This window comes from Hymenobacter sp. BT559 (assembly GCF_016427535.1).
In the GTDB taxonomy this organism is placed as follows: Bacteria; Bacteroidota; Bacteroidia; order Cytophagales; family Hymenobacteraceae; genus Hymenobacter.
Window position 1 is genome coordinate 280871 of sequence record NZ_JAELXV010000003.1, and the last position, 21958, is coordinate 302828.

Below are 21958 nucleotides of genomic sequence, written 5' to 3' on the forward strand. Positions count from 1 at the left end.
GCCGTAATAAAGCCCAGTTGCCAATCCGGTAGCTGGGCTTTTTAGTACATTTTAATTCTTATTCTTAGTACAGCTTTTATGCAAAAACACCTTCTTTTAGGGCTGGCTGGTGCCACTTTGCTCAGTTTGGCTAGCTGCTCCAAAAACTCATCGGACAATGCCAGCGCTGGCGCGGCCAAGCTGGAAGTACGTCTCACCGATGCGCCTGGCAATTTCAGCGCCGTGGTGCTCGATGTGCAGCAGGTAGAAGTGCATCTCAAAAATGAAAACGACCCGAGCGGTTGGCAAACGTTGGCCTTCACGCCCCAGGCCGTGAACGTGCTGGACTACGTCAATGGCAAGTCGGCACTACTGGTAAATACTGATTTCGCGCCCGGCGACCTCAAGGAAATTCGGCTGATACTCGGGCCCAATAGCCACGTGGTGGGCACCGACAACCAGCGCTACGACTTGAAAACGCCCAGCGGGCAGACCTCGGGCGTGAAGCTGAAGCTCGACAACGTAACGCTGCAAGCCAACGCTACCTACCAGCTGCTGCTCGATTTTGACGTTGCTAAGTCTATTGTGGAGCGCGGCAACTGGCGAGCCGGCAACGATAAGAAAGAGCGCTACCTGCTCAAGCCTGTTATTCGGCTGGTGGCCCAAAACTTGCAGGGTGGCCTCAGTGGCACCGTAAACCCAGCCGCCGCTCGGCCGCAAGTGCTGGCCATTCGCTCGTCGATACTCGGCCCCGACACCGTGAGCACGTTTGCGGATGCCTCGGGGGCCTTTCAGCTTAGAGGCTTGGCGGCTGGTACGTACCAGGTACAGTTCTTTCCGAGCACTACGGCGCTTACTGGGCAGTCAGCTTATAAAAATGTGGTAGTGCCTAATGTCACTGTCACGACAAACCAAGTAACTAGCCTAGGCGTGACGCAGTTGCAGTAATTCGGAAGATGTCAATAGATGCATAATTCATTGATAGACAATAAAAAGTGATGCTTAGTAGTGGTCGCTATTGTCGATTAACACAGCCGCTATTGCTCGAAATGAATTGATAATGTGCCGGGTTGCGGAAAATGTTCGTATAAGGACATAGCCGTGGTCCGGCCTTTTTTCAGTTCGTTTGAAAGGCGCAAGCCTAAGGGCAACCGTAAAAAATGCGTAGGTTTGCAACAAATTTCATCTTTTCTTCATTATCGGTTTCGACTTGAGCGAATTGCTTTGAGCGAGTCGCCATGAACACACTTTAAGGAAAAACAGGATACCGTATGGCATCACACGCTACGGCCGGCTTGCCGCCACCCACCCCCTGGCAGCGCCTTACCCGCATGCTCGATACTGAGCGCAGCACTATTCGCTACATCATTTTCTACGCCGTTCTCACCGGCCTCATCAGCTTGTCGCTGCCCCTAGGTACGCAGGCGGTATTCAACCTGGTTTCGACGGGGGCGGTGTTCAGCTCCACCTACATCTTGGTGGCGGTGGTAGTGGGCGGCGTGCTACTAGGCGGCATTTTGCTAGTAGGCCAGATTACGCTGGTCGAGGCCATCGAGCAACGCATTTTTGCCAAAGCGGCCATCGAGTACGCCTACCGGCTGCCGCGCATCAAGCCCGAGGCCTTGAAGGGCCTGGACGCTAAGGAGCTAGTAAACCGCTTTTTTGATATTCTGACCGTGCAGAAAGGCCTCACCAAGCTGCTGGTTGATGTCATGTTTGCGGTACTTCAAATTTTAATGGGCGTGATAGTGCTGTCCTTCTATCACCCCATTTTCATTGGGTTTGGCTTGTTTACTATCCTGGCACTGGGGTTTGTGTACATGCTCAACTACCGGCGGGCGCTACGTACCAGCATCGAAGAGTCGGCCTATAAGTACGAGTTGGTAGCCTGGCTCGAAGAAGTAGCTGGCCGCCTCGACGAGGTGCGCGGCGACGACAAGGAAGAGCACAAAACCCTGGCCCGCGCCGACGAGCTAACTTCCGAGTACCTGCACGCTCGCAATGAGCACTTTCGCGTGCTCAAGTCATACTACAACTATGGTATTGCCCTGCGTACTATTCTAACGGCGGGGCTACTGATATCGGGCACGCTCTTCGTAGTGTCGCGCCAAATGACCCTAGGGCAGTTTGTGGCCGCCGAAGTACTGATTGTGATGATTAGCGGCTCGATAGAAAAGCTGATGACAAGCATCAACACCATTTTTGACGTGCTGACGGCGGTGGAGAAAGTAGCTGCCGTAACTGACCTGCCCATGGACGAGCATAAGAATTCTATTGCCTTCGAGAATGCTTAATATATCTAATCAGAATGTTATCGATGAGGTGTGGGAGCACGTGCCCCGGCAGTCGCGCCCCGAGCTGCTGCGCACCTTTGCTAGCCGCAAGCTGGGCCGCATCCTGATGGTCATCGGTATCGTCTTCATTATCATCCTGTTCTTACCTTGGCGCCAGACCATTGAAGGCTTTGGCACGCTCACGGCCCTCACGCCGCAGGACCGCCCCCAAAACATTCAGAACCAGATAGCCGGCCGTATTGAGCACTGGAACGTTCGCGAAGGCCAGTTTGTGCGCAAAGGCGACACACTGCTAATGCTGTCGGAGGTGAAAGATGAGTACTTCGACCCCAACCTACCCCAGCGCCTGCGCGAGCAGCTGTCCGCCAAGCAGGGCAACGTGGTCGCATACCAGGCCAAAATCAACGCCACCGACCAGCAGATTGCCGCCCTGCGCGCCACGCTGGAAGTGCAGCTCGAATCGGCCCGCAACAAAGTAGAGCAGGCTGAAAACTACCTCAACAGTGACCGTGCCGACCTGGTAGCTATCACTAATTTCTACGAAACGTCGCGGGCCCGACTGTTGCGCTACGAGGAGGGCTACAAAAACGGCTTGTTCTCGCTTACCGACATCGAAACGCGCCGCCTCAAGCTGCAAGAAGACCTAGCTAAGGTGACCTCGCAGCGCAACAAGGTGAATAGCAGCATCCAGAACCTAGCCAATGCCCGCATTGAACTGGCTAACCTGCGTGCCAAGTACGGCCAGGACCTAGCTAAGGCCAACTCCGACCGTAGCACGGCCGTAGCCAACCGCGAAACCTACGAAGGCGAAGTAGCCGCCACCCGCAATAAAATTGCCAACGTATCTGTGCGCCGTGACCTCTACATCGTGCGTGCCCCCCAAACGGGCTACATCGTGCGTGCGCTCAAGGCCGGTATTGGTGAGACCATTAAGGAGGGCGAGAGCATTGCCACCTTGCAGCCCGAGGCCCCGGCCCTAGCCGCCGAAATCTACGTGCGAGCTATGGACGTGCCGCTCATTCAGCGCGGACGCACAGCGCGCTTGCAGTTTGAGGGCTTCCCGGCCATCCAGTTTTCGGGCTGGCCCTCGGCAGCGGTGGGTACGTTTGGCGGCGAAGTGGTGGTGATAGATGTGGTGAACAGCCCCGGTGGCAAGTACCGCCTGCTGGTGCGCCCCACCCAGCCCCAGCGCGGCGACCAGCCCTGGCCCAAGCAGCTGCGCCTAGGCTCGGGCGTGCAGGGCTGGGTTATCCTAGACTCGGTGCCGGTTTGGTACGAAATCTGGCGTCAGCTCAACGGCTTCCCGCCCACCCTAAGCAAAGAACCCGAGGTAACCCCCACCAAAGCTGATGCTGGCAAAGCCAGCAAATAGCCGCAATATGCCTTTGTTTTTCATTATAATAAGCTTTTTTCACTGGCTAGCCCGCCGTTGCGCGGACTTTGTAGTTCGCGTTTTTAGCACGGCACACGCGGACTACAAAGTCCACGTAACGAGCCTGCTATTGCTTCTTGCTACCCCGGCCCTGGCCCAAGACCCGCAGCTGCCAACTCGCCGTTCGGGCCTAGAGCGCGCGCCGCTCCAGACCCAGCAGCTCGATGAAGTTCGCCCAGCCGATACGGCCAAGGTATTCTCGCTGCAAGACTTGGCTGAGCTGGTGTTTGCCAACCACCCCATCGTGAAGCAGGCGGCCCTGCTCAGCGAGGAAGGCCGCAGCCAGGTGCTGCAAGCCCGTGGCGGCTTCGACCCCAAGCTGGAGGCCGACTTTCACCGCAAGCTGTTTGGCGGTACTGAGTACTACAACAACTGGGGCAACCAGTTGAAAGTACCCCTGTGGCCGGGCGGCATCGACCTTAAAGCTGGCTACGACCGCTATGTAGGCGTGTACACCAACCCCGAAACCCGCACGCCCGTCAACGGGCTGGCCGGTATTGGGCTATCGGTGCCCATCGGGGCGGGGCTCTTTATCGACGCCCGCCGTAGTACCCTGCGCCAAGCCAAGGCCCTGTTAACCGCCGCCGAGGCCGACCGCGTGAAGCAGATAAACGAGGTGTGGCTGCAAGCCGCCAAAGACTACTGGAACTGGTACTACCAGTACCAGCAGATTCAGCTTATCCGCGAAGGCATTGCGCTGGCCAACCGCCGCTTTCAGGCTACGGCCCGCCGCGCTCAAATTGGCGACCAGGCTCCCATCGACTCGGTAGAGGCCCAAATCACGGTGCAGGACCGCCTGGTGCAATCGACCCAGCTGCAGGTAGAGCTGCTGAACGCCCGCCGGGTGCTTTCCAACCACCTCTGGAACAAAGACGGCCAACCCGTGGAGTTGCCCGACTACGCTGCTCCTCAAACCCCCGTGCTCGATACTGTGAGCCGGGCCCAGTTTCAGCAGCTGGCAGAGCAAGCTGCCGCCAACCACCCCACGCTGCAAAAGCTAGGTGCCAAGATAGCCCAGTACCGCATTGAAGAGCAGTATCGGCGCGAAATGCTCAAGCCCAAGCTCAATGTGAGCGGTACGCTCATCAGCCAGGGCAATTTTTACCGCAGTGAGGTGCCGAGCTACTACAATTTCGGCATGGACAACTACAAGCTGGGCGTCGATTTCTCGTTCCCGCTTTTCCTGCGCGCCGAGCGTGGCAAGCTCCAGTACGCCCGCATTCAGCTCAAGGAGTTTGCCTACGAGCAGCAGCAGAGCCGGCGTACCATCGTCACGCAGGTCAACAACGTGTACAACACGCTCAAGGCCTACGAGCAGCTACTGACTTTGCAGGCGCAAACCATTAAAAATCAACGCACCCTGTTACTAGCTGAGCTGCAAAAGTTTGAGCTAGGTGAAAGCACCATCTTCCTCATCAACGCCCGCGAAAGCAAACTCATTGATTTGAGAATCAAGCAAGAAAGCATGCGGTCCAGCTATGAAAAATACCGTGCCGAGCTGTACTACTACGCTGGCACTAGGTCGGTAAACGCCGAGTAGGACCGCAGATTTAAACGGATTTGTCGGATATAACGGATACGCCCGCTATGCGGGCTGACTATTCGAGCGCAGGGCAGCCTTCGGCTAGCCTCTCTGCTTGTGGAGAGCTGGCGAAGCCACTCCTGCGCCCGATTAGTCAGCCCGCGCAGCGGGCGTATCCGTTATATCCGACAAATCCGTTTAAATCTGCGGTTGAACTTGACCGCTCATCTCGCGGCAGTAGGTGATAAAGTCGGTATTGACTGGCTCTAAGCCGTCTTCGCGCATCTTGGTGGCTACTTGGCCGCGATGGTAGCTGGCGTGCACTACGCAGTGCGTCAAGATGTCGCTCACCTGCGAGTCAAACGCGTCGCCCTGCGAATTGCTGTATTGGATGTGGCGGTGCAGCTCGGGGTCGTCGGCATTAGCACACAGCTCGGCAAAGCGCTGCGAGGTTTGCTCGTGCCAGTGGTGCAGGCCAGCTAGGTCATGCTCTTGCCACACTTTCAGGGGGCTAGCCGTGCCCGAGAGGCGCGCAATCCAGATGGCCTGGGCATTGATAACGTGGCTAAAAATGCGTAGCGCTGCCGTGGGCAGCTCCTTGCCTGCGGCGGCAGATGAGTCGAGGCGGCGCAACAGCGTTTCGTTGGCCCACACGTTGAATACGCCGAGTTTTTCGATGGTGTTAACCATGATAATTTTGAATTTTGAGTGCTGAGTTTCGAGCTGGCAAAGCTAACTCGTGCGCCAAAGCTACTCTGCCTACAGCAGGCCTCTAGCGCACGAGTTGGCTTTGCCAGCTCGAAACACGAAATTTATACCTCAAAAACTGCTATCAGCGTGGGTCTTGCCACACCAGTAGCTCGTTGGTTTTGCGCTTGTCGAAATTGGCGCACTGGCCATCGCCCTTGCCCGTAATGCCGCCTTCGGGGTGGCAAAGTACCTTGCCTTTAGTGTCGTACACCGTCGATTGCTGGTCGCAGCAAGGGGCCGACTCGTAGTACACCGTTTGGCCCTCGTACTGGTAGCGCACGATGCGGATAACGGGGTTGCGCTTGCGCGTGGCCAAGATGTTCTGAATGTGCTGGCGCAGCCATAGCGGCCGGGCCGAGCTATCGACGCGCATGTCGCGGGCGGGCACGGCATCTACCGTGTTGGTGCTGGTGGGGGCGGGGGTGTCCACGTTGCGCACAAAGCCCTCGGAGGGCGGCGTAGTAGGAGTATTGACCACCACATCTTGCTGGCAGGCACCTAGGAGCAGCGCCAGCGCGGTAAACGAAAGGAGCGAGCGACGCATAGCGGAAAAGGGTAGAAGAGCACGCATAAAAGTGCTTCACCTTACGCCAACCAGCCCGGAAAGTTAGCGCAGCAGCAGCGCCCACACCTTGGGCCCAAACACCAGCCCGCCCACTACTACGGCCCCTAGGGCCGCCAGCAGCACGGCCCCGGCAGCCACGTCTTTGGCCTTGCCGGCCAGCGGGTGGTAGCCCGGCGACGCCAGGTTGGTCAGCGTTTCGATGGCCGTGTTGAATAGCTCGGCGGCCCACACGCTGGCCACCGACAGCGCCACCAGCGCCCACTCGGTCGGGCTCAGCCGGAAATAGGTACCTAGGCCGAGCACCAGCACCGTTGCTACTGCGTGAAACTGCAGATGTAGCTCGGAGCGCAGTGCCCCCCACACGCCCCGCAAGGCGTGCCCGAAGCTAGCCGCCCGGCGCTTGAGCAGGCTGCGCTGCAGGGCCGCGGGCGGCACGTAGGTTTCAGGCTCCTCAGCTTCAAGCATAGTACTCCCGAAAGACAGTCTGGCGCAGCCCATCCCACTCGGGCCGGATGATGCTGAAAATAACCGTGTCGCGCCGGACGCCGCCCTGCGTGAGGCGGTGCCGCCGCAGCGTGCCTTCCTCGGTGGCGCCCATGCGGCGCATGGCCTGCTGCGACTGCTCGTTGCGGCTATCGGTTTCGAGCTCGACCCGCTCGTAGCCTAGGTGGTCGAAGGCATAGCTGAGCAGCAGGTGCTTGGCAGCCCGGTTAAGGCCAGTGCCCTGAAATTCGCGCCCCAGCCAGGTGTAGCCGATGCTGAGGCGTTGGTCGGTGGGCACGATGTTATAGTAGCTGGTGCTGCCCGCCAACTGCCCCGTAGCCCGGTCGATGATGGCAAAGGCATAGCGCCGGCCTGCTTCGCGGTCGAGCACCGCCGTGGCCAGGTAGTCGGCTAGGCTCACGGCATCGTCGGCGCGGGAGAGAGTAAACTGCCACACGGCCGGGTCAAACGCCGCGGGCTTTAGCGCTTCAAAATCGGCGGTGTCGAGCGGCCGCAGCCGCACGCGGCTGTTTTCGAGCACAACAGACTGCAGGAAGTTCATAGGCTTAGGAGCTGCTGGTTTATGCAAATATGCCAGCCGTAGCGGAGTATAGCGGGGTAAGCGGTGTACAGATTTTGCTACGGCTGGCGCATAGTATACTAAAACGGGTTGCTGGCCACCTAGGGCATTACCTCTACCCAGCCTTTGAGGGAGGGTTGGCAATAGCGCTCATTCTCCAGCAAGTAGTAATACAGGCCCGGTGACTGGCCGCGGCCCCAATCATTGTGGTAGTCGGTGGTGCTGTACACTAGCCGGCCCCAGCGATTAAACACCTGCAGGCGAGTGCCGGGCTCTGCTGGCCGCAGCTCCAGTGCATCGTTGAGGCCGTCGCCGTTGGGCGTGATAACGTTGGGCGGCAGCACGGTTCGCCGCAGCTCCACGCGCACTTGCCGCGTGAAGGTGCAGCCATCGGTAGTCACGGCCACGCCATACACGCCCGAGGTGCTCACGGGTAGGGTGCTGGTGGTTTGGCCGCCATCCCAGCGAATGGTGCTGCCGGGGGCGGCCTGCACCTGCAAGTTCAGGCTGCCGTTGGTGCAGAGCGTAGTGTCGGCTGGTAGCCGCGGCACTGCCACGGCGCGCACCACGATGCTGTCGCGGGTGCTGCAGGCGCCGTTGCTCACCACCACGCGGTAGGTGCCGGCCTGGGTTACGGCCAAGGTGCGGGTGGTGGCGCCAGTGCTCCAGCGGTAGCTGTAGCCAGCGCCGCCCACGGCCTGCAGCGTTACGGGGCTGTTGGGGCATAGCACGGTCGTGGCGGGCAGTGCCCGGCCCGGTACACTCAGCACGCGTACCAGCACGCTCGTCGAGTCGAGGGTATTGCTGCCGCAGCTGCCCAGTGCGGCACGGCGGGCGCGTAGCCACACGCGGTAGGTGCCGGGTGCCGCGTACAAGTGGCTGGGGGCAAAGGAGGTATCGGCCGGGCTGCCATCGCCAAACGTCCAGCGGTAGCGTTGGGCATTGCGGCTGCCATTGCCAAACTGCAGCCGGGCAGGCGCGCAGGCCGAGTCGGGCCGAATGATGCTGGCCGCTAGCGTCGGGGCACTACCGCCGGCTACTTCCTGGTTGATGCTGATAGTTAAGACATCGTACCCATTGGTGCGGTTGGTGGGGCCGTAGGCGTTGGAAGGCGCCGCATAGGAGAAGGTGTTGTCGCAGATACTTTGGTAGAGCGTGCCCCGCCGCGTGAAGCGGTGCGAGCCTGAGTGCGTGTGGTTGACGCCGTTGGTGCCGAAAGGCGAGTAAAACAAGAGCCGCGCTGCGCCCACATCTAGGGTTAGGGTATGAAAGCCGGCATTGGCATTGGAGCCTGCCAGTAAGCCACCGGTCACTGGCAAGCTAAAGGGGTTGAAGCCAGCCAAGTACAAGTGTCCACAATCACCCACCTGAAAAGCAAAGACATCGAGCGACGGCAGCCGCCCCACGTAGCGCAGCTGGCTAAAATCGGCCGATAGCCCCGCCACAAAAGTGGCCGTAGACGTGGCGCTGCCTAGCTGCACCGCACCAGCCGTAGCGCTCGGAAAGCTGCCGGCTGCTATTCCGGCAATTACTGGCAAGCCATTGCCATCTAGTGCTATTTTAGTAACGCTGGCTGGGCCAAATAGCGCGCTGGCCCCAAGGGCTGCCCCCGTGGCCGACAAGCGCGCTACAAAGCCAGTATAATTAGTGGTAGTAGCTTGGAAGGCCCGGGTAGTAACCGGAAAATCGGCCGATGCCGTGATGCCTGCCAGTACGGGCTCGCCCGCGGCCGTCAGGGTCAGGTCGCGCGGGTAGTCCACGTTGCTGCCGCCGAGTAGGGTGCTCCAGCGCAGCCCTAGGGCGCCGCCGGTTAGGCACGTCACAAACACGTCTTGCACGCCCCGCCACGATTGCGAATAAGCGCCACCGGTAGTCGGGAAGTTAGAAGAAGCGGTGCTGCCCGTCAACAGCACATCGCCGTTCGGGTGCAGCACCAGTTCCCCAATGCTCACGGAGCGCAGGGAGCCCACCGAGCCGAAGGCATAGGGCGTGTCGTTGCCCGAGCCCCCTAGGTACGTGCTGGCCAGCACAGCCGACCCAGCCGCGTTGAAGCGCGTGACGGCTAAGTCGCCCTGGCCACCGGGCGTAATAGACAGGCTGCCGCCCGTGGCCGGGAAGTTAGTGGAGTTTATGCCGCTCAGCGCGTATAGCTCGCCCGCCGCACTTACGCGCATCGCGATAACGCGGTCGTCGCCATTGCCACCTAGGAAGGTGGCGTAGAAAAGGTTGGTGCACTGTGGGTTGAATTTTTGAATAATGCCTTCGGTGCTACCTCTGGAAACCGTCTGGTAGGCCCCCGGCGAGGCCGGAAAGCCTACGCCATAGGAGTAGCCCGAGCTGTAGGCATTGCCGTCCGCGTCGTAGGTAGCTGCCATGGCAAGCTGGTCAGAGGTAGACCGGCTGTAGCTGGCCACTACCACGGGGTCGATAACGAGCGGGCGGGTGGCATCGTAGCCGGCCGGTAGCGCAAAGCCTACGGTAGTGCCGCTTAGGGTGTAGCGGCAAGGCACTGCCTGCCGGCCGCCGGCCGCTGTAAGCTGGTAGGCCACTGGACGTTGCTCGCGTACCTGGCCTACGCTGGTGCGCACCAGCAGGCTGCCATCTTCGAGTAGCTGCAGGCCGCTCGCGCCGCGGTAGCGCAGGCCAATGAGAGCGGGCGTGGCACCGGGCGCCAGCTCAAAATCGTACTCTAGCTGGCCGCCAGCCGTGCCATGGCAACGCAGGCTGGTGCCTGGGTAAAGCCCAGCATAGCGCACCTCCTTGTATAGAGGCACGTGCCCGGCCCAGTGGTGCGGGTCGTTGCCCACAAAGTAGTTGTGGTAAGCGGCTTGCTGCTGCTCGCCGGCCGGCTCAACGGCCTGGGCGCCCACAAAATCCACAAATACGGCGTGGTGGTGCAGCGTCAGGCTAGCACCCGTGGCTGGGTCGCGCTCTAGCACCTCGTGCAAGCGCTGTTGGTCGGTGGCCAGCAGCCAGTCATAAACTAGCCCGGTAGAAGTCAGAAAGGCCGTGCCACCCGGCAGGTTGGCGCGGTAGCGAACAGCGGCTGGCCACTGCCCCCGGTTAGCCACAAACGATAGGGCCGGCGCCGGGGCTTTACTCGGCGCTGAGCTTGCGGGCAGGCAGCTTACTAAGCAGCCTAATAAAGGAAGACTACGCAATAAAACTTGTAAATATTTAACCATATAAACGGAAAGAGATGGAAATAAACGCGTGAAAATAATGGGTAACCTGCACCATTTCCGGCCTGTCGGTGCCCAGCCTAGCAATCGCCCGCTGCATAGGCACCTCACGGTGCCAAAAAAAGCGGGAGCCCCGGCGCTGTGCACCGAAGCTCCCGCTGGCATTATCCTAGGGTGCTACTTATTTAATCTCGCCTACCATGTCCTCGGGCTTCAGCCACTGGTCAAACTCCTCGGGGGTGAGGTAGCCGAGCTGCACGGCGGTTTCCTTCAGGGTCGAGCCGTTTTTGTGAGCCGTTTGCGCGATTTCGGCGGCTTTGTAGTAGCCGATGTGCGGGTTGAGGGCCGTTACCAGCATCAGGCTGCTGTCAACGTGCTTTTTGATGTTGGGCAGGATGGGCTCGATGCCCACGGCGCACTTGTCGTTGAAGGCCACGCACACGTCGCCGATGAGGCGGGCCGAGTGCAAGAAGTTGTAAATCATGACGGGCTTGAATACGTTGAGCTCGAAGTGCCCTAGGCTGCCGCCCACCGTGATGGCTACATCGTTGCCCATCACCTGGGCCGATACCATCGTCATGGCCTCGCACTGCGTGGGGTTCACCTTGCCCGGCATGATGCTGGAGCCCGGCTCGTTGTCGGGGATGTGCAACTCGCCGATGCCCGCACGCGGGCCGCTGCTCAGCATCCGAATGTCGTTGGCGATTTTCATGAGGCTCACGGCCACCGTCTTGAGAGCGCCGTGGGCTTCCACGATGGCGTCGTGGGCGGCCAGGGCCTCAAACTTGTTTTCGGCCGTGACGAAGGGCAAACCGGTGAGCTCGGCAATGTACTTGGCCACGTTCTCGGAGTAGCCAGCAGGCGTGTTGATGCCCGTGCCCACGGCGGTGCCACCTAGGGCCAGCTCGCTCAGGTGCGGCAGCGTGTTCTTGATGGCGCGCAGGCCGTGGTCGAGCTGCGATACGTAGCCCGAAAACTCCTGACCTAGGGTCAGTGGAGTGGCATCCATAAAGTGGGTGCGGCCGATTTTGACGATGTTCTTAAACTCTTCCGACTTCTTCTTCAGCGTGTCGCGCAGCTTCTCGATGCCCGGCACAGTGGTCTCTACCAGGATTTTGTAGGCCGCAATGTGCATGGCCGTCGGGAAGGTATCGTTCGAGCTCTGCGACTTGTTCACGTCGTCGTTGGGCGCCAGAAACTTCTTCTCGTCCGAGAGCTGGCCGCCATGTAGCACGTGGCCGCGGTAGGCGATTACCTCGTTCACGTTCATGTTGCTCTGGGTGCCCGAGCCGGTTTGCCACACCACCAGCGGGAAGGCGTCGGCGAGCTTACCTTCCAGAATCTCGTCGGCTACTTTCCCGATGAGCTCGGCTTTTTCAGCGTCGAGCACGCCCGCATCGCGGTTGGTGAGGGCGGCGGCTTTTTTCAAATAGGCGAAGGCTTTAATAATCTCCTTCGGCATCTTGTTGATGTCCTGCGCAATGGGGAAGTTCTCGATGCTGCGCTGGGTTTGGGCGCCCCAGTAGGCGTCGGCGGGCACTTGCACCTGGCCCATGGTGTCTTTTTCGGTGCGGAACTGGCTCATGTTAAGAGGGTATGAGGGAGTGAGGGTAGGCGAGTAGGAAGTGAGGAAGGCCAGCGGTGCCCGACCGAAGCCAGGGCAGTACAGCCGTTTTGGTACACGGCAAAAGTAAGGCTGTGAGCGGGTGGTGGGCAGCCATCTGCCGCCCCTCGCCGTAAAGCCCACTAGCTGTCTTCTAAAAAGTAACTTTTACCTTACCCCTACATCCATCTACCATGAACGAGCCTACGCCCACCCCCGACCCCCACACCGAGCCGCCCGTACCCGTGCAAGGCGACGGCGTGCCCGATTACAGCCACCTAGAGATTCATACCGAATCGGAGCTGCCCACGCCCGACAAAGCTGGCGGCAGCGCCACCGAGCCCGAAAGCGGCGGCGGCTACAGCGGCTAGTCTGCTTGGCATTTTGGCCCTAGCGCCGCGTTGCCTACTGTAGGCGGCGCGGCGCTTTTGCGTGGTGCTGAGTAGTATTTACACCTCATGCAATTTCACAATAAGGCGAAAAGCAGCAGGTATCGAAAAGGAGGGAGTGCTATCTTTCGAGGGCCTACCGCCAAGGTTTTGCGGCGTGAGGTGCTGATTTTTTGCCACGCCAACCTGACTCATGCTGAAACGCTACCTCTTCTTATTACTAGCGGCCGGGCCGCTGGCTGCCCAACCCACGCGGCCTACTGCCAGTGGCCAACCGGCTCCCGAGCCGGTAAAAGTCACTGACTTGCTAAAAATTGAGCAGCTCAGTAATGTAACCCTGACCCGCGATGGCCGACGGGCAGCCTTTACGGTGCTGGCCGTGGTGCCCGATGAGAAAAGCAAGGCCGACTACAAAAACCTGAGCCAGCTTTATACCATTGGCACCGAGGCGGGGGCTGTGCCCCGGCAGCTCACTTTTAGCAAAGACGGCGCTACGCAGCCCGCCTGGAGCCCTGACGGCCGGCAGCTAGCTTTTGTGCGCACGGTAGAAGAGAAGCCACAGGTATTTGTGATGCCCGCCGATGGTGGCGAGGCCCGGCAGCTCACCCGCTTCAAGTACGGTGCCACGGCCCCTAAGTGGAGCCCCGATGGCCGGCAGGTACTGTTTGGGGCGGCCATTCCACTGCGCGATTTTGTGAAGGATTCTCTGCTGAATGCTAGCAAGGCCCTCCCTCTCTGGTCGTACGAGAAGCCGGGTTTTACCAAGAATAGTCCCCTAGGGTCGGCGCGGCCCAATGCCGACGGCAATCTGGCTGAAGTGCGTGCCTACCTCGATAAAAACGAGTTGGACAAGAAAGCCAAGGTGCTCGATAATCTGGACTTTCAAGACGAAAAGGACGTGTCGGCCGACAAAAGCCTGGCCCAGCTTTTCTTGATTAATGCTACTGACCCGGCCGCGCAGCCTGTGGCCATTACCCACGGTTTCTATCGCTTTAGCCAGGCCGAATTCACGCCCGACGGCCAGCACCTGCTGCTGCTGGCAGCCATCGACTCGGTGCGCCACCCCGACCGCGCTCAGGAAAACGCGGTGTTTATGGCCGACCTCCAGGGCCGCCACCTGCGCCCGCTGCTGAGCCAAGACAGTACCGCCTACGCCACCCCGGCGGTGTCGCCCTCGGGTCGGTGGCTGGCGTTTCAGCAGTCGCCCACCGGGCGCGTGGCCGTGCCCAAGCTGATGGTAATGCCCCTAGGCGGTGGCCCCGCCATCACCGTTCCGCTCGACCGCACACCGGCCGGCCTCACGTGGAGCAGCGATAGCAAGTATTTATACTTCACGGCCCAGGCCAACGGCGGCGTGCCCTTGTACCGAGTAAATATTGGCACGCGCAAAATGGAGAAGCTGTCGGCCGACGACGCAGGTATCCTAAGCTTTGCCGTGGCCCAGGGCCATGTGGTGTACGCCCAAACCGGCGTGCGCAACCCCTCCGACCTGTACGTGGCCGATGCTAGCCTGCGCCAAGTGCACCGCGCCGGCACCTTCAACGACTGGGTGAAAACCTGGCGCCTCTCCTTACCCGAGAAGCACACGTTTGTGAACGACAAGGGCCTGACTGTGGAGTACTGGGTGATGAAACCCACTGCCTACCAGGCCGGCCAGAAGTACCCGCTGCTGCTCGAAATCCACGGCGGACCGTCGGCCATGTGGGGGCCGGGCGAGGCCAGCATGTGGCACGAGTTTCAGTATTTCGCTAGCCAGGGCTACGGCGTGGTATACAGCAACCCGCGCGGCTCGGGCGGCTACGGCGAGCAGTTTCTCCGGGCCAATATCCGCGACTGGGGCACTGGCCCGAGCAGCGACGTGCTCACGGCCCTCGACAAAACCGTGGCTGAAGGCTGGGCCGACCCCAGCAAGCTGGTCGTGACGGGCGGCTCCTACGCCGGCTACCTTGTGGCCTGGATTGTGAGCCATGACCACCGCTTCCAGGCGGCCTGCTCACAGCGCGGGGTCTATGACCTAGCTACCTTCTTCGGCGAGGGCAATGCCTGGCGCCTAGTGCCCAACTACTTCGGTGGCTACCCCTGGCAGCCGGCGGTGCGGGCGGTACTCACCCGCGAGTCGCCCATCACCTACGTCGAAAACATCACGACCCCCTATATCCTCTTTCACGGCGAAAACGACCGCCGCACGGGCTTCGTGCAGGGCGAGATGCTGTTTCGCAGTCTCAAAGTACTGGGCCGACCAGTGGAGTACGTGCGCCACCCCGGCGGCACCCACGAGCTTACCCGTGCGGGCGACAACCGCCAGCGCATCGACCAGATGCTGCGCACCTACGAGTTTTTTGAGCGTTACCTGCACACCAAAGGGGTGGCTGCGCAGTAGGTTGATTTCAATATAACTACTTCAAAACCCAGGAGAACGGTCATGCTTATCTGGCGTCTAGGCAGTGAAGCATGACCGTTGTTCTAGCTCTTCTTTTCCCCGCCCCATGAAAATGCGTTTCTCCACCTGTTCGATGGCATTGGTAGTGCTCAGCGCGCTGCTGTCTGGTTGCGGTCAGTCGCAAACTTCTGCTACTGCCGAAGTTGTGACAACCAATACCACTGTTCCGGCCGATTACTTCCCTGCCCCTGAAACGGGCGTGAAAACAGGCGGTGTGCAGGTCATTCCGATAACGACGCCCAAGGGCACGTTTAAGGTCTGGACCAAGCGCTTCGGCAACAACCCGAAAACCAAAATCCTGCTTCTTAATGGAGGGCCAGGTGCCACGCACGAATACTTCGAGTGCATGGAGAGCTTTTTGCCACAGGAGGGCATCGAGTTTATCTACTATGACCAGCTAGGGTGCGGCAACTCCGATAACCCCCGCGACACAGCCATGTGGAGCCTGCCGCGCTATGTGGAGGAGGTAGAGCAGGTGCGCAAAGCCCTAAATCTGGATAAGGACAATTTTTACCTCCTAGGTCACTCCTGGGGCGGCATCTTGGCGGCTGAGTATGCCTTTAAGTATCAGCAAAACCTGAAGGGCCTTATAATCTCTAATATGATGATGAGTTGCCCCGCCTACGGCCGCTATGCCGATGAGGTGCTGGCCAACCAACTAAAGCCCGAGGTGCTAGCCGAAATCCGGCAAATTGAAGCGCGGAAGGACTTCAGCAATCCGCGCTATATGGGACTGCTGGAGCCCAATTTCTATGCGCAGCACCTGTGCCGCATCGTGCCCAACCCCGAGCCGGTAACGCGGGCCATGAGCAAAATAAATCAGTCGCTCTACGTGACGATGCAAGGGCCCAGTGAGTTTGGTATTTCGGGCAAGCTCACTACCTGGGACCGCACCAAAGACCTACCTAGGCTCACCATTCCGGTGCTCAGCATCGGCGGCAAGTACGACACCATGGATCCGGCACACATGCAGTGGATTGCGACTCAGGTCAAGCTGGGTAACTCGCTTATTTGCCCTAACGGCAGCCACATGAGCATGTACGACGACCAGCAAATCTATATGACGGGCCTAGTAAAATTCCTGAAGTCGGTGGAAGACGGTTCCATCAAGCCCGGCACACAGCTAGCAGCAGAATCGTCTGACAGTAAGGCCAGGGTAAATATCATGAATGCGAAGTAGGCTAATCACCTCTTCCCACAACTACTGCTAAAACGGCACCGTCACATCTACCGTTTGGGCGGCGCGGCGGCCGCCGCTGATGCCGGGTATCCAGCCGGGGCCTTCGCACACCAGGCGCTGGGCTTCTTCGTCGTAGTCGGCGCGTAGGCCGTGCAATACTTTGAGTTGTTGAATCTTGCCATCGGCCCCGATGGTGAGCCGCAGCTGCACGCTGCCCGACAGCGGGCGCTCGCCAGCTTCGGGCTGAAACTCGGCGGCGGCGCGGCGCAGCTTCTCACGCATAGCCGAGTAGCCACCGGCGGGGGCCGGGGCAATGGGCGGGGCAGCCGGCATCAGGGCTTGCCGGCTAGGTGCGCTTTCTACTGGGCGCGTGAGCTGAGTGTCAGCAGCCTTCAAAGTAAACCGCAGATGGCTCGTATCGGCCGTGGCGGCGGGCGCGCTGCTGGCGAGGGGCGGCGCCACGGGCAGTTCCTCCGCAGGTTTGGCACTGTTGGCGGCTAGAGGCGCATCGGGCATCGGGGCAGCCGAAGTAGTTTGCTGCGTGGGCTGCTGGCGCGCATGGCGGGCGCTGCTGCTGGCGACATGAGTGCGCCGGGGCCGGGCCGCAGCCCTAGCATGCGCCGGCTTGCTTGCTGCAAGGGGGGGAGCGCTGGCTACTTCGCTCTCGGACGATGTCACCGAGGCAGGGGCAGCCGGTGTTACAGGTTCTACTGGTGCCGCTGCGGGCGCCACGGCCACGGCCGTAGTAGTGCGCGCGGCATGGCGCTGCTGCCAGGCCCACCAACCACCGGCCACTAGGCCTAGCAACAGGGCAGCGGCGGCGGCTAGCTGGGGCAGCAGCCAGCGGTTGCGGCGCTCTTCGCGGTCGAAACGGGCGGGCGCGGCTTGCTGCTGCACACGCTGGCGCAGGCGCTGCTGAAGTTGAGCCAGCGCTTGGTCGGTAGTGGCGGCAGAGGTTTGCTGCAAGCCAGCCAGAATATCGGCGCAGCGCGGGCAGGCCAGCGTGTGGGCTTCTACGCGGTGCTGGCTGGCCGGGGCCAGCGTGCCCGCCGCATACTGGCGCAACAAGCCCACGGGCAGGTGCGGGCCGGCCGGGGTAGTGGCGTTCAACAGCGGGTTGGTGGGCAGCATCTTTTTTGAGTGGAGAGTTTTAAGTGTTGGATTAGGAGCTGAGGTAGGGGAGGAAAACGGTTATCACTGCTTTGCTACGCTCGCAATGACAATCAACTTTCGCCTTAGTCGTTATTGTTCATTCTCAATTCTTTGTGCAGGCTGCGCTTGAGCATGCGGCGGCCATTTTGGAGGTGGCTTTTTACTTGGTTGAGGGCCAGCCCAGTGGCGGCCACTATTTCCTGATACGATTTTTCTTCTAGATAAAACAGCTCGAGGCAGCGGCGTTGCTCAGGCGGCAGCTGACTTAGGGCCAGCTCCAAGGCTTGCAGGTCGGCTTCGTGCTGCTGGGTTTCTTCGGCCTCATCGGCGGCATTGGGCAGATGCCGTGCAGCGGCCGTTTCCACATCGGCGGCGTCGGGCAGCAGTAGGAGGGGGCCGCCGCTGGCGGTGCCGCGCTGCCGGGCCCGCAGCTCCATGAGGCAGTGGTTGCGGGCCGTGGCGTAGAGCCAGGCCCCAAAGTTATCGGGCACGTGGGTGCGCAGCTTCACCACTAAGTGCTCGAATAGCTGCATGGTCGCATCCTGGGCGTCTTCGTCGGGCGGGGCCAGGTAGCGGCGGCACACCGCAAACACCTCGGGCAGGTACCGCTCGTAGAGCAGGCCTAGGTCGGCCACGTCGCCGCCTTGGCGATAGCGCGCCAGCACCTCCTGGTCGGAGAGGGCAGCGGACGGAACGACGGTAGTGCGGCGACGAAACAACACGGCGGCAAGGTACGAGTGGGCGCAAACACCCGCGGCCTGCCACTGGCAGGATGCCGCTTCGCCTCGAAATGCACACGCCCGGCCCAAAAAAAGGAGCACCGGCCACGCAGCGGGCCGGTGCTCCTTTTTAATATACTGCCAGGTGCCTGGGCAGTAAGCTGAAATTACTGCTTGGCAGCAGCTTTCATGTTCTCTTTGGTCTGGCTAGCCGACTTGGCAGCGGCGTCGCCCATAGCGTCCATTTTGTTGCCAGCGGCATCCATTTTGGCGTCCATTTTAGCACCGGCTTCTTGGGCGTTGGCTTTGGCGTTGTCAGCAGCGGCGTCCATTTTGTCGCCAGCTTTGTCGGCAGCCGCTTCCATCTTGTCACCAGCGGCTTCCATTTTGGCTTCGGCTTTGTCGCCAGCAGCCTCCATTTTGTCGCCTACTTGCTCGGCGCTGGGGGTAGTTACCTCGGTGGTAGTGGTGGTGCTGCCGTCAGCGTTTTTAGTGGTGTCGGTGTCGGTCGAGCAAGCGCCGAGGCTCAGGCTGAGGGTAGCGGCGGCGAGCAGAGTTTTGAACGAAGTAGTCATGGGAGTAGGGGGTTGGGAAAGTGAAATTGTGCTGCTTAATGAAGGCTCTCTGCAAAAGGTAACCTTCGCCCGCGCTCGGGCTTACCAACTTTTTTTGCCCCGCGCAAGTATAGCCGAGTTGCACCTCGATTTTGCTTTTCCTTCATTCTATGGATTCCACTGCCTCCACCCCGCACACCCCGCCCGCCCGCACCGAGCCGCTGCACATCAGCGACGAACAAAGCACGGCTCTGCTCACCGATACCCTAGGCCTACTCGGCGAGGGCCTGCCCAATGCCGATGGGGCCAGCGGCCTGCACGAGCTGGAGCGTTGGGAAATGGTGCTCGAAGCCAGCGACCGCCCCGGCCTAGCCAAAGTGTGCCAGGAAGTGAAGCTGCTGCGCGAGCGTCTCAGCGCCTCCGATACCCAAGCCCATGAGATTGCCGAAATTCTGGCCAGCCTAGGTGCTGAAACCCAGAAGGTGAGCGAAGAAGCTGCCAATGGCTACTCCGATTCGCTGCACAAGCTGAGCCGCCTGCTCATCAAAGCCAGCAACCTGCTTTCGCGCTAAGCGCAAGCCCTAGGTACTCTAAATCTGCGGTTTGCCGCTTGCACGCCACTTTAGCGCGGACCCCTCCGGGGCCGCGCTATTTTTTTGCCCCGACCTTTGCACCGCAATTCGCGTCGCTCATGATTACCCTCTACGACCCTTTCGAGGGCATGCAGTTTGGCCCCGGCCGCTGCTTTCTTACCGGCCAGCCCGTTGGCCCCGCTGATACCGTTCCGGTTTTTGCCGAGTGGGTGCAGGCTGCCTACGGCCTGGCCGAGCGCCCCATCTACCTGCTCGACCAGAGCCAGACTACCTACGCTGCCCTGCGCCTGCCACTGGCCCCCGCGCTACGCCCGAGCCTGCAAGCCCTCGAAGACGAGGTGCAGCAAGCGGCCCTAGGTGGCCCCGCCGGCCTGCGCGCCTTGCTACCCGCCCGCCTGTGGCAGTGGGCAGCCAAAATGTTCTACGGCATCTTCGCCGCCGAATTGGTGCAGCAGCAGCAGCCACTCATCAAGCCCCAGTACCCGCTGGCCGAAAATGTGCAGCTGCTGCGCAAGTTTCGGCCGTTTTTTCAGCTGCTGCAAGGCCTGCGCGTGCCCACCGACTACGCCGACTTCGTGCCCGGCTCAGTGTTCGTGCTAGAGGCAGACGACCATTATGAGGCGCCGGTCTTTGAATATGATGACGACCTCAATACCCTGGTATTTAGCATCAAGCTAGGCAATGCCGTGGTAGTGGCTTCGCTTATCGACATCGGCTTTATCGGCCAGGCTATGCGCCAAGTGTATGCCGATGCCCAGCGCCCGCTGCACCCCGTGCAGGTAGCCGAGTTTAAAGCCCGCGTCTATTACGCGGCCTATTTGCTGTCGGCCATTCCCGACATCTACCCGCGCCGGCCTGGCCCGCTCGACCCGCCCAGTGCCGAGCTGGTGCTCGATGCGCTGGTCGACGATGTGACGGCGACAATCTTCAATCCTTGGGAAAACCTGTCCTACGGCCACGTGCTCACCGGCCTGTGGGCGCGCTGGGGCCTCTCCGAAGAGATTATCCTGCGCAATCCCTTCCAGCCCCTAAGCTTGCTCTACGATGCCACTGGCCAGCCGCAGCCCGCCGAGGCAGCGGGCGAGCAGCTCAACGTATTAGCTTTCAAGGGGTAGTATAGCTTAGTTTTTAGGTAATGTGGCGTCAGGGCATATTAGGCAGACCTAGGATAGGCAGCCGCAGGCCGACACTACGCTAGCTGAAGCCTACTCTACCCTAACCCCAACCGAACGGACGCCCCGCGCTGCCCGTATGCAAAGCCCCAGCCGGTAGCCGGCTGGGGCTTTTCCATTCCTACTCACTTGTTTCTATGTCTTCTTTCTTCGCCAAATCGGCGGCGGCACCCGCGGCGGCCGTGGCCGCTGGCTTGCTCCTAGGTGCCTGCAACGGCAACAGCGCCACCGATAACCAGACCCGCGGCACTATGCCTGCCGATTCGACCGCTGCCCATGTGCCGGCCCCCGCGCCCGCCAATTCGCCGCTCACCATCGTGGCCGAAATCAATGCCCCTCAAATCACGGGCGTGGCCGTAGCGCCGGGCGGCAAGATATTCGCCTTTTCGCCGCGCTGGGACTACAATCCCACCAACCCCGTGGCGCTCGTGACGGGTAAAAATACCCTCGCGCCTTACCCCGACGCCAAGTGGTGCATGTGGAACGACTCGCTTCGCAATGAGCCCCAAAAGCACTGGATTTGCCCACAGGCTGGCTACGTCGATACCAAAGGCCACCTATGGATAGTAGACCCCGCCTCGCCTGGCCTCAAGTACACCGTGCCCGGCGGCCCCAAGCTAGTCGAAACTGACCCCGCCACCAGCACGGTAGTGCGCACCATCGCCATCCCGGAAAGCGTGGCTCCGCGAAAGTCGTACCTCAACGACGTGCGCATCGACCTGCAAAACAACTACGCCTACATGACCGAGTCGGGTACCGGCGCGCTGGTAGTAGTTGACCTCAAAACTGGTACGTCGCGCGCCCTACTCAAGCAGCAGCCTTCAACCCTGCCTACCCCTGGCTTCGTAACCAAAGCGCAGGGCCACGCCCTCATCGACCCCACGGGCAAGCCTGGTTCGTTTAAGGCCGATGGTATTGCCCTTAGCACCGATAACCAATACCTGTACTATCGGGCGCTGTCGGGCCATGAGCTCTACCGCATTAAAACTGAGGTATTGCGTAACCCGGCCCTCAGCGCCGCTCAAGTGAACGCCGCTCCCGAAAAGTTACCCGATGCGCCCGCCTGCGATGGCATGGAAATCGACAGCAAAGGCAACCTCTATCTTACTGCTTTCGAGACTGGCGCTATCCTACGCCGCACGCCCGACGGCAAAACCGAAACGCTGGTGCAGGAAGAGCGCCTACAATGGCCCGATACCTTCGCCTGGGACCCCGATGGCAAGAGCCTCTACTTCACCGTGTCGGAGCTCGACCTCACGCCCAATTGGAACAAAGGTGTAGCCTCAGCACACGAGCCCTTCCGCATCTACAAAATGGCAGCTACCAAGTAAAGTTCAGCTTAGCGAAAAGCCCACTGCTGCCCCTAGGT

General features: G+C 60.4%; 19 protein-coding genes. 10 read left to right on the forward strand and 9 right to left on the reverse strand.

The features are described 5' to 3' along the window. The first annotated feature begins 78 nt into the window (after window positions 1-78). The 4 genes from JAO77_RS12015 (at window position 79) to JAO77_RS12030 (ending at window position 5245) form a co-directional block, all read left to right on the forward strand. Window positions 79-927, forward strand: a complete 849-nt coding sequence (locus tag JAO77_RS12015; protein WP_198990622.1) for a DUF4382 domain-containing protein — start codon at window positions 79-81, stop codon at window positions 925-927. A gap of 323 nt (window positions 928-1250) precedes the next feature. Further along, a complete protein-coding gene (locus JAO77_RS12020) occupies window positions 1251-2273 on the forward strand; it encodes an ABC transporter transmembrane domain-containing protein (protein WP_235998391.1) in 1023 nt (340 codons plus the stop codon). Continuing rightward, the gene (locus tag JAO77_RS12025) at window positions 2266-3645 is read left to right on the forward strand and encodes an HlyD family secretion protein (RefSeq protein WP_198990623.1); all 1380 of its coding nucleotides are present in this window, start codon (window positions 2266-2268) and stop codon (window positions 3643-3645) included. The genes JAO77_RS12020 and JAO77_RS12025 overlap by 8 nt, the downstream gene beginning before the upstream one ends. A 130-nt stretch (window positions 3646-3775) precedes the next feature. Further along, the gene (locus JAO77_RS12030) at window positions 3776-5245 is read left to right on the forward strand and encodes a TolC family protein (protein ID WP_235998392.1); all 1470 of its coding nucleotides are present in this window, start codon (window positions 3776-3778) and stop codon (window positions 5243-5245) included. Window positions 5246-5425: 180 nt separating this feature from the next. On the opposite strand, the gene JAO77_RS12035 is transcribed toward JAO77_RS12030, so the two are convergent. The 6 genes from JAO77_RS12035 to fumC all read right to left on the reverse strand — a co-directional run bounded on the left by JAO77_RS12035 (window position 5426) and on the right by fumC (window position 12372). Beyond that, the gene (locus tag JAO77_RS12035; protein WP_198990625.1) at window positions 5426-5917 is read right to left on the reverse strand and encodes a DinB family protein; all 492 of its coding nucleotides are present in this window, start codon (window positions 5915-5917) and stop codon (window positions 5426-5428) included. A gap of 142 nt (window positions 5918-6059) precedes the next feature. Beyond that, window positions 6060-6521 (reverse strand): DUF6970 domain-containing protein, encoded by a 462-nt coding sequence (locus tag JAO77_RS24130; protein WP_235998393.1) that lies wholly within the window; start codon window positions 6519-6521, stop codon window positions 6060-6062. A 63-nt stretch (window positions 6522-6584) separates the two neighbouring features. Then, window positions 6585-7007: a diacylglycerol kinase family protein gene (locus JAO77_RS12045; protein ID WP_198990626.1), complete on the reverse strand. Its 423-nt coding sequence runs from the start codon at window positions 7005-7007 to the stop codon at window positions 6585-6587. Then, window positions 7000-7587, reverse strand: coding sequence for a GNAT family N-acetyltransferase (locus tag JAO77_RS12050; protein WP_198990627.1), 588 nt, complete (start codon window positions 7585-7587; stop codon window positions 7000-7002). The genes JAO77_RS12045 and JAO77_RS12050 overlap by 8 nt, the downstream gene beginning before the upstream one ends. Before the next feature lie 119 nt (window positions 7588-7706). Beyond that, entirely contained in the window at window positions 7707-10676 is a 2970-nt protein-coding gene (locus JAO77_RS12055; protein WP_198990628.1) for a DUF7948 domain-containing protein, read from the reverse strand. 292 nt (window positions 10677-10968) lie between these two features. Then, window positions 10969-12372: a class II fumarate hydratase gene (gene fumC / locus JAO77_RS12060; protein ID WP_198990629.1), complete on the reverse strand. Its 1404-nt coding sequence runs from the start codon at window positions 12370-12372 to the stop codon at window positions 10969-10971. 212 nt (window positions 12373-12584) lie between these two features. Between fumC and JAO77_RS12065 the strand changes: the two genes are divergently transcribed. From JAO77_RS12065 to JAO77_RS12075, 3 genes are all read left to right on the forward strand, one after another. Further along, the gene (locus tag JAO77_RS12065; RefSeq protein WP_198990630.1) at window positions 12585-12761 is read left to right on the forward strand and encodes a hypothetical protein; all 177 of its coding nucleotides are present in this window, start codon (window positions 12585-12587) and stop codon (window positions 12759-12761) included. A 211-nt stretch (window positions 12762-12972) separates the two neighbouring features. Continuing rightward, window positions 12973-15159: a S9 family peptidase gene (locus JAO77_RS12070; RefSeq protein WP_198990631.1), complete on the forward strand. Its 2187-nt coding sequence runs from the start codon at window positions 12973-12975 to the stop codon at window positions 15157-15159. A gap of 112 nt (window positions 15160-15271) precedes the next feature. After that, on the forward strand, window positions 15272-16399 hold the full coding sequence (locus tag JAO77_RS12075; RefSeq protein ID WP_198990632.1) for a proline iminopeptidase-family hydrolase: 1128 nt from the start codon (window positions 15272-15274) through the stop codon (window positions 16397-16399). A 27-nt stretch (window positions 16400-16426) separates the two neighbouring features. Here the strand turns inward: JAO77_RS12075 and JAO77_RS12080 are convergent, their stop codons facing one another. The 3 genes from JAO77_RS12080 to JAO77_RS12090 form a co-directional block, all read right to left on the reverse strand. Beyond that, window positions 16427-17530, reverse strand: coding sequence for an energy transducer TonB (locus JAO77_RS12080; protein WP_198990633.1), 1104 nt, complete (start codon window positions 17528-17530; stop codon window positions 16427-16429). 104 nt (window positions 17531-17634) lie between these two features. After that, window positions 17635-18273, reverse strand: a complete 639-nt coding sequence (locus JAO77_RS12085) for an RNA polymerase sigma factor (protein WP_198990634.1) — start codon at window positions 18271-18273, stop codon at window positions 17635-17637. A gap of 164 nt (window positions 18274-18437) precedes the next feature. Then, on the reverse strand, window positions 18438-18845 hold the full coding sequence (locus JAO77_RS12090; RefSeq protein ID WP_198990635.1) for a hypothetical protein: 408 nt from the start codon (window positions 18843-18845) through the stop codon (window positions 18438-18440). A 149-nt stretch (window positions 18846-18994) separates the two neighbouring features. Here JAO77_RS12090 and JAO77_RS12095 point away from each other — a divergent pair, with 149 nt between their 5' ends. The 3 genes from JAO77_RS12095 (at window position 18995) to JAO77_RS12105 (ending at window position 21920) form a co-directional block, all read left to right on the forward strand. Continuing rightward, the gene (locus JAO77_RS12095; RefSeq protein WP_198990636.1) at window positions 18995-19396 is read left to right on the forward strand and encodes a hypothetical protein; all 402 of its coding nucleotides are present in this window, start codon (window positions 18995-18997) and stop codon (window positions 19394-19396) included. A 119-nt stretch (window positions 19397-19515) separates the two neighbouring features. Beyond that, entirely contained in the window at window positions 19516-20532 is a 1017-nt protein-coding gene (locus JAO77_RS12100; RefSeq protein WP_198990637.1) for a hypothetical protein, read from the forward strand. Between the two features lie 194 nt (window positions 20533-20726). Then, entirely contained in the window at window positions 20727-21920 is a 1194-nt protein-coding gene (locus JAO77_RS12105; protein WP_198990638.1) for an SMP-30/gluconolactonase/LRE family protein, read from the forward strand. Window positions 21921-21958 lie beyond the last annotated feature (38 nt).

Excerpts from the sequence above, each read along its gene's own strand:
- JAO77_RS24130 (WP_235998393.1), bottom strand. The coding sequence starts at position 6,521 with ATGCGTCGCTCGCTCCTTTCGTTTACCGCGCTGGCGCTGCTCCTAGGT.
- JAO77_RS12045 (WP_198990626.1), bottom strand. The coding sequence starts at position 7,007 with ATGCTTGAAGCTGAGGAGCCTGAAACCTACGTGCCGCCCGCGGCCCTG.
- JAO77_RS12020 (WP_235998391.1), top strand. The coding sequence starts at position 1,251 with ATGGCATCACACGCTACGGCCGGCTTGCCGCCACCCACCCCCTGGCAG.
- JAO77_RS12100 (WP_198990637.1), top strand. The coding sequence starts at position 19,516 with ATGATTACCCTCTACGACCCTTTCGAGGGCATGCAGTTTGGCCCCGGC.
- JAO77_RS12075 (WP_198990632.1), top strand. The coding sequence starts at position 15,272 with ATGCGTTTCTCCACCTGTTCGATGGCATTGGTAGTGCTCAGCGCGCTG.
- JAO77_RS12015 (WP_198990622.1), top strand. The coding sequence starts at position 79 with ATGCAAAAACACCTTCTTTTAGGGCTGGCTGGTGCCACTTTGCTCAGT.
- JAO77_RS12025 (WP_198990623.1), top strand. The coding sequence starts at position 2,266 with ATGCTTAATATATCTAATCAGAATGTTATCGATGAGGTGTGGGAGCAC.
- JAO77_RS12095 (WP_198990636.1), top strand. The coding sequence starts at position 18,995 with ATGGATTCCACTGCCTCCACCCCGCACACCCCGCCCGCCCGCACCGAG.
- JAO77_RS12090 (WP_198990635.1), bottom strand. The coding sequence starts at position 18,845 with ATGACTACTTCGTTCAAAACTCTGCTCGCCGCCGCTACCCTCAGCCTG.
- JAO77_RS12050 (WP_198990627.1), bottom strand. The coding sequence starts at position 7,587 with ATGAACTTCCTGCAGTCTGTTGTGCTCGAAAACAGCCGCGTGCGGCTG.
- JAO77_RS12070 (WP_198990631.1), top strand. The coding sequence starts at position 12,973 with ATGCTGAAACGCTACCTCTTCTTATTACTAGCGGCCGGGCCGCTGGCT.
- fumC (WP_198990629.1), bottom strand. The coding sequence starts at position 12,372 with ATGAGCCAGTTCCGCACCGAAAAAGACACCATGGGCCAGGTGCAAGTG.
- JAO77_RS12105 (WP_198990638.1), top strand. The coding sequence starts at position 20,727 with ATGTCTTCTTTCTTCGCCAAATCGGCGGCGGCACCCGCGGCGGCCGTG.
- JAO77_RS12065 (WP_198990630.1), top strand. The coding sequence starts at position 12,585 with ATGAACGAGCCTACGCCCACCCCCGACCCCCACACCGAGCCGCCCGTA.
- JAO77_RS12035 (WP_198990625.1), bottom strand. The coding sequence starts at position 5,917 with ATGGTTAACACCATCGAAAAACTCGGCGTATTCAACGTGTGGGCCAAC.
- JAO77_RS12080 (WP_198990633.1), bottom strand. The coding sequence starts at position 17,530 with ATGCTGCCCACCAACCCGCTGTTGAACGCCACTACCCCGGCCGGCCCG.